Genomic DNA, 5,813 nt, shown 5'->3' with positions numbered 1-5,813 from the left:
CCGCGTGATAATCGACCGCCTCTAACCCGATCACGCTCGCGCCCCGCCAAACCGAAGCCCCGTGCTCACGCCGCGACGCTTACGATAGACGAGGGAAGAGATACGCTCCGGCACTCGGTCCGCGACGCCGGTGATGACGAGGCCGCCATACGAATGGCCGCAGAGCACGATGTCCCGCAAATCGTTCCATGTGATGAGATTGACGACATCGGTGATATGCGTGTCGAGATTGATCGGGCCGAGGCGGGCGAGATGCGCGCGTTCGCCAACACCGGAGAGAGTAGGCGTCAGCACCCGGTGGCCGGCCCGCTCCAAGAGTGGGCGCAGCAGATCGAACGCCCATCCTCCATGGAACGCGCCGGGGACAAGCAGAAAGAGAGCCATCGAAGGAGCTCCTGGCTGAAGGTTGCAGGATAGGACGCAAGAGCGTCTTTTCGCCGCGCAGCTTAACGAGCGTCAGCCCCTTCATTTAGCTAAATGGGGCACAGAGTGTGCGTGATGGGGCACCCAGAATGCGCGCCCTGCCCTCCCCTTGCTCGATCGCCGGGGTGTCCGGCGGGCCTCGCCCCTATCCTGGTCGATCGACTCTGTCATGGGCCGAGGGGGCGCGGCCCTGCCAGATCGTTCAGGATGCCGCAAAATCTTCCCGATGCGTCGCGAAGAAGCGCGCAAGCGTGGTGGGCAGCTGGCCGGTGAGCGTTTCAACCTCGCTGGTCGTGCGATCCTCTGCGCCCCGCGAGATAGCGTCATCCATCTCAGCGAGCGTGGCGGCATAGGCTTCGGGCAGGCCAAAGCTGAGGTAGCGCTTCGCCAGTTGCTCCGACGACAGTCGGAGGTGGCGGATCGGGCGGCCGATTGCGGCTGCAAGCAGCCGGGCGGCAGCGTCATAGCTCAGCGCCTCCGGGCCGGTCAAAATATGATCCCGTGAGGGCAATGACGGGTCCAGCAGCATGGTGACCGCCACGGCGGCAATATCGGCCGCGTCGATGAACGGCACGCGGCCATCCCCCGCGGCCGAGTAGATGCACCCTTCATTCCTGATTGACGCTAGATGCTGCGTGACGAAATTCTGCATGAACCAACTGGGCCGCAGCACCGTCCAACACCGCGCATGCGTGCGAAGCCAGGCATGAACCTGGCCCATCATCGGCCCGCCTTCTTCCAGAGAGGACGCGCTCAGCAACACCAAGCGGCCTGATGCGCGCGCAACCGCCTGCTCCAGGAACGGGCGCATCGCGGGCAGAGGGTCGAAATTATTGCTCGGCGCGACGAGATAGACGGATGTGGCACCTGCAAGGGCCGCGTCGTGGCTGGCCGGGTCTTCCCAATCGAAGCGGATCTGGCTCGCCGAGACCGGGCTTCGGGTGGCGATGCGCGCCTCCACGCCGCAGGCGGCCAGGCGCTCTGCTATCAGCCGACCGGTCTTGCCGGTGCCCCCAATCAAAAGGACGCGTTCAGCCATTATGCACCTCGCTGCCGGTGATGGCCTTGATAACCGCCCTACCCTTCGTCGCCCGCAATACGGCTAAGGGATTCCAGTAGTCGCGATAATGGATGATCTGCCCGGCATGGGTGCGGATCACCGAGATATAGCGCTGTTCATAAGGCTCCCCGGTTGCCACGCCGCGGCCGAAACCGTCGAACTCAAGGATGACGGTCTGAGGATCGGCTGTCGGATGAACGATCGGCTCTCCCATACGCTCGAACGCGATGACATCGGCGAGCGACGCCAGGTGCTGGCCGATAGCGGCTTTCCCGTCCAATCGCTCGGGCAGGCCCGGCGGAGCATAGGGGAATTCCATCACCGCGCCATCGGCGAGCATCTCAAGAAAGGTCGGGGCTTCCCCGGCGATGCGGTCGCCCAAGGCGCGGCGAAGCATGGCGGAAAAATCTGCAACACTGTCAGTCATGCCAAGTTCCTCGGTTCACTCTCTGGCACGGGCAGCGCGGCAAGCATCCGTGTCTCTGCCCACGCCCGCAGACCGCGCGCAATGAAGCGCGCCGATCAGTTGCGAGAACAATCTCGCTGGCCGGAAGATAGGTGTGCCTTGCCCCCGGTCAAGCGAAGGCGGGCGGGCCGTCGCTTCGCTCGGGAAGCGCCGACCGCACCATTATCATCGGTCGGCCTGGCCCAAGCCTGGGTGCAGCTTATCCAGCACTTCGCCGATAGCCTTCAGCAAAGTCTCGCGCTCCACGCCTGCGTTGCGAGGGATGCTGATCACGATGCTGCTGCCGCGCCGCGGCCGCGTGCCGCGCGCCAGGACGGTGCCCGAGGGCGAACGGACGGCATATTCGACGGCGCTGGCCCCCGCTCGTGCTGCCTCTTTGCGTCGCGTCGCCTGCTGCAAGCGCTTGGCAACATCTGCTGGCGTGATCAGCGGCTGGTTTTCCTGCGCGCGCCCGCTTTGCTCCGCTGCCACAGCTTCGGCTTCGGCGATGACCGCTTGCTTCGACAGAGGATGGCGTAGCAGAGGCGCCAGTGCCGCACCATGGCTGATCTTGATGGCGTGCAGGCTGCCGAAGGCGCTGATGACAGCGGGCGGAAACTCCGCCAGTTCGAGATAGCGGCTCAGCCAACTCTGACTGACGGCGAGACGTTCGGCCATGCGCGCCTGATTACCGCCGTAGTAGCGCGCAAGGGCCCGGGCGTAATCCCGCGCCCGCTCGACATCGGAGAGATCCTGCCGGCTGCGATTTTCCAGATCGGCGATACGGAACGCTTCCTCATCATTCAGCTCGCGCGGCTCGACCAGAAAGCGAAAATTCGGGGCACCATTGGCGCGCATCCAGGTAGCCGTCCAATGGCGCCGCGCGCCGCAGATGACCTCGAACTGATACTTCTCATCCCCGAGGAGCCGCCGGACGATCGCCGGCACTTCCTGCCTTCCCTGGGCCCGAAAACTCTCGATCAGATCGCCGCAGCTGACTTCATCCAATGCCCCGTAATCCCGATTGTGGAATTCCCAGATACGGCAGATGGCGGGGTCCACCAGCTCGTGTTCACGGGTCTGGGTCTGGCCAGAGGCGAGTTCCGCCAGACGGTTGCCGCGGCTTTGCAGAACGCCGGTCCGCGGGGGCAGTTTACCCCCCGCAGGCGCCTGCACGCCACCTGCCAGGCCGGCTGCAAATCCCTTATTGCCCAGAGCCATAAATCATTTCCCTATCAATGGGTTAGCCTGATCTTGCCGGTCTGCAAGCGGCTCAGATCTTACCCTCGGCGCGCAGTTTCTGCTGCTGGCTTGGCCAGGTCATGCGTATCTGCGTCTCGATCTCCGCATTCACCCCGTTCAGATAGGCGAGCCCGCGATTATAGGTCTCGCGGGAGGTCACGGGCGCGCCGAGTTCGTAGATCGTCATGAGCCGGGCGGAGGCATTGTCGATCTCGGCGCTGTCGCGCAGCACGGTCCGCAGCATCTTCTCGCCGAAGAGATTGCGCATGAGCCCGAGCAATTCCCGCTGCATGGACTTCCCCTCATCCGCGCGCGTGGCGACGAAGCGGATCCACGAGAAATCCACCGGAAAATGCCGCTCTTCCAGGATCTGAAGGGTCTCATAGAGCATCGCGAGGAAGGTCGTCGTGGAAGCGAAATCCACCACCGTGGGCGGCATCGGCACCAAGAGCGCATTCGCTGCCCGCATGACGGAGAGCGAGATGGTGCCGAGCGCCGGCGGCGGATCCAGCACAATGACGTCGAAATGATCCGCAATCGAGGCGAGGCCTTCCGCCAGCCTGTTCAGCAGCCGCGGCTCGGAACGCGAGATACGCGCGGCCAGTTCGTATTCGGCGGAATAGAGCTTCAGGTTGGCGGGGATGAGGTAGAGGTTGTGCCAATGGGTTTCGCGCACGGCATAAGCGAGGCTCGACATCTCCATGTTCCGGAAAAACGGATAGAGCGTGTCATCCTCATGGATATCGAGGTCCGGCACATAGCCGAACAAGGCGGTGGAGGAGCCCTGGCTGTCGCAGTCAACCAAGCAAACGCGATAGCCCTGGATCGCCAGATATTGGGCCAGATGGGCCGAGACGGTCGATTTCCCGACGCCACCTTTGAAATTCTGCACCGCGATCACGGCGATCGGATCTTCCGGGCTGCGCCAGGGCCTGGTGCCGAACGCATCACGCAGCTGATTGACCTCGGCCAGGGTATAGCCAATCCGACGCCCGGAGGTGGTACGTTCGACCACCGGGATCCGTCCATCCTTCTCGGCCTCGCGAATGGCGGCGGTTGTGCGCCCGACCAGTTCGGCGACGCGCGTGATGCTAAAGCGGGGCGATTGCCGCCCACCGGTTTCTTGCAGCGCCTGGTCGCGCAGCCCCTCCAGAACGCTGAGGCACTTGCCGTAAACCTCCCCCACTGATCGCAGGGTCGGCGATTCGGATCGGGTCTCGCTCATGGGGCGTTCACGCTCGGCAGTTTCTTCGTCACGTCCACCTGCACCCGGGCAAGTCCAACCGCCCTCGCCGCCCAGTCCAACTGCTGCTTGAACTCGGACCGTATGTAGTCGCAGTGGAACCGCCGTTCGACCGAAAGGGTCCATTCCCCGTCCCGCTGCTCGAGCACCGCCCGTTTGAACCAGGCGTTGAAGGCGGCATCGCCGAGATTCTCGCGGAGCTTCTGCAGGAAGGCCTGCGGCAGGTCCGGCGAGTTCGCCTTGGCTTCGTCGCTCGGCGTACCCTTATCATCGCCCGTTACCAGACGCAGGGTGGCCCCTTGGACAAGTTTCTGCTGCAGAGGCGCCGGCGAGCCATAGAGGCGGATCACGGTGGTATCGAACTCTGCCCTCGCCTCAGGATAGACTGCTGAGACATGACGCTCCCAGGCATCGCGGATCGTCTGGCGGAACTTCCGGATGTTTTTGCCGTCATTGCCGAAATGGACGGCGAGTTGCGTCCAACTCAAGCTTGCTGGGCGTTTCGCCCCGATGCGCGGCAGGCGGTAGGCGAGCCAGGTGTAGAGATCGAGTGCCGTCGCGGAATCCCGCAACTGGCGAATGGCCACCTCATTAAGGGGCACCGCATGGTCCTTTAGATGATGAAAGAACCCCTCGGTCATGAGGATCTCGCGCTGAAAATGAGACCGGGGGCCGTCCTGGCCGCGATATTCATTGGTGAGCTTGATTTCGCGAATGCCAAACTCATGGTCGCCGTTTTGCGCCGTATTATCCCAACGGATCATCCATTCGCAGGAGAGCAGTCGGTCCATCTGGTCCTTGATCAAGGTGGCCGAGCCGCGCGGTCCGTAACTCACAGTTTTGAAGCCCATCCGTCGCATCCAGTCGCTGAAATTGCGGCCAAGATGCACGTGCCGGGAATTGGTTTTGACGGCCTCCGTCATAATATGAATGAGGATCAGTCGCGGAAGAGAGCCAAAAGGAATGCCGAGGCTCTGGAACTGCTGCTGACCGTTCACGAGGTCCAGCCGCGGCTTCGGATTAATGACCAGGGTATATTGGCCATCCTGGCGCATGATCGGCGCATATTCATCCCGCGGCCGCCGAACCGGCAGGGACATGGCACAAAGCGCGGAATGGAGGAACCCCGGGCTCGGTGCCTCGTCCTGCACGGCCGAGACGCGGCCGAAAAGCTCCGGTTGCCCTATCGCGGTTGCCAGAGACTGGGCAGCGTCAGAACCGCGCTGAATCAGTTCCAAATGGATCTGCTGACCCAGCGGATATCGGGGGCAGGCCATTGGTCTCTCTCCCAGGGACTCGGGTGCGAAATGCGAGATGAAGCTATGCTAACTGCCATCGCTTTCGCAAGGGATAGTGATTTTTTCAAAAAATCGCAAATTCACCGATGATCTTGGTACACA

General features: G+C 62.8%; 6 protein-coding genes. All 6 read right to left on the bottom strand.

Annotated elements, in window-relative coordinates:
- Positions 1 to 30: 30 nt before the first annotated feature.
- Positions 31 to 384: an alpha/beta fold hydrolase gene (locus ACYQ7X_RS17345; protein WP_459698329.1), complete on the bottom strand. Its 354-nt coding sequence runs from the start codon at positions 382 to 384 to the stop codon at positions 31 to 33.
- A 241-nt stretch (positions 385 to 625) separates the two neighbouring features.
- On the bottom strand, positions 626 to 1,462 hold the full coding sequence (locus tag ACYQ7X_RS17340; RefSeq protein WP_459698328.1) for an NmrA family NAD(P)-binding protein: 837 nt from the start codon (positions 1,460 to 1,462) through the stop codon (positions 626 to 628).
- Positions 1,455 to 1,880: a nuclear transport factor 2 family protein gene (locus tag ACYQ7X_RS17335; protein ID WP_459698327.1), complete on the bottom strand. Its 426-nt coding sequence runs from the start codon at positions 1,878 to 1,880 to the stop codon at positions 1,455 to 1,457. Before ACYQ7X_RS17335 ends, ACYQ7X_RS17340 begins: the two co-directional genes overlap by 8 nt.
- Before the next feature lie 234 nt (positions 1,881 to 2,114).
- On the bottom strand, positions 2,115 to 3,104 hold the full coding sequence (locus ACYQ7X_RS17330) for a ParB/RepB/Spo0J family partition protein (RefSeq protein ID WP_459698326.1): 990 nt from the start codon (positions 3,102 to 3,104) through the stop codon (positions 2,115 to 2,117).
- A gap of 97 nt (positions 3,105 to 3,201) precedes the next feature.
- Positions 3,202 to 4,395 carry an AAA family ATPase gene (locus tag ACYQ7X_RS17325; protein ID WP_459698325.1) on the bottom strand — a complete coding sequence of 398 codons (1,194 nt, stop codon included), beginning with the start codon at positions 4,393 to 4,395 and terminating at the stop codon, positions 3,202 to 3,204.
- The gene (locus ACYQ7X_RS17320; RefSeq protein ID WP_459698324.1) at positions 4,392 to 5,651 is read right to left on the bottom strand and encodes a replication protein RepA; all 1,260 of its coding nucleotides are present in this window, start codon (positions 5,649 to 5,651) and stop codon (positions 4,392 to 4,394) included. The genes ACYQ7X_RS17325 and ACYQ7X_RS17320 overlap by 4 nt, the downstream gene beginning before the upstream one ends.
- Positions 5,652 to 5,813: the final 162 nt, after the last annotated feature.

The organism is Acidisoma sp. C75 (assembly GCF_054665095.1).
This window is presented reverse-complemented; position numbering and strand designations above follow the sequence as displayed.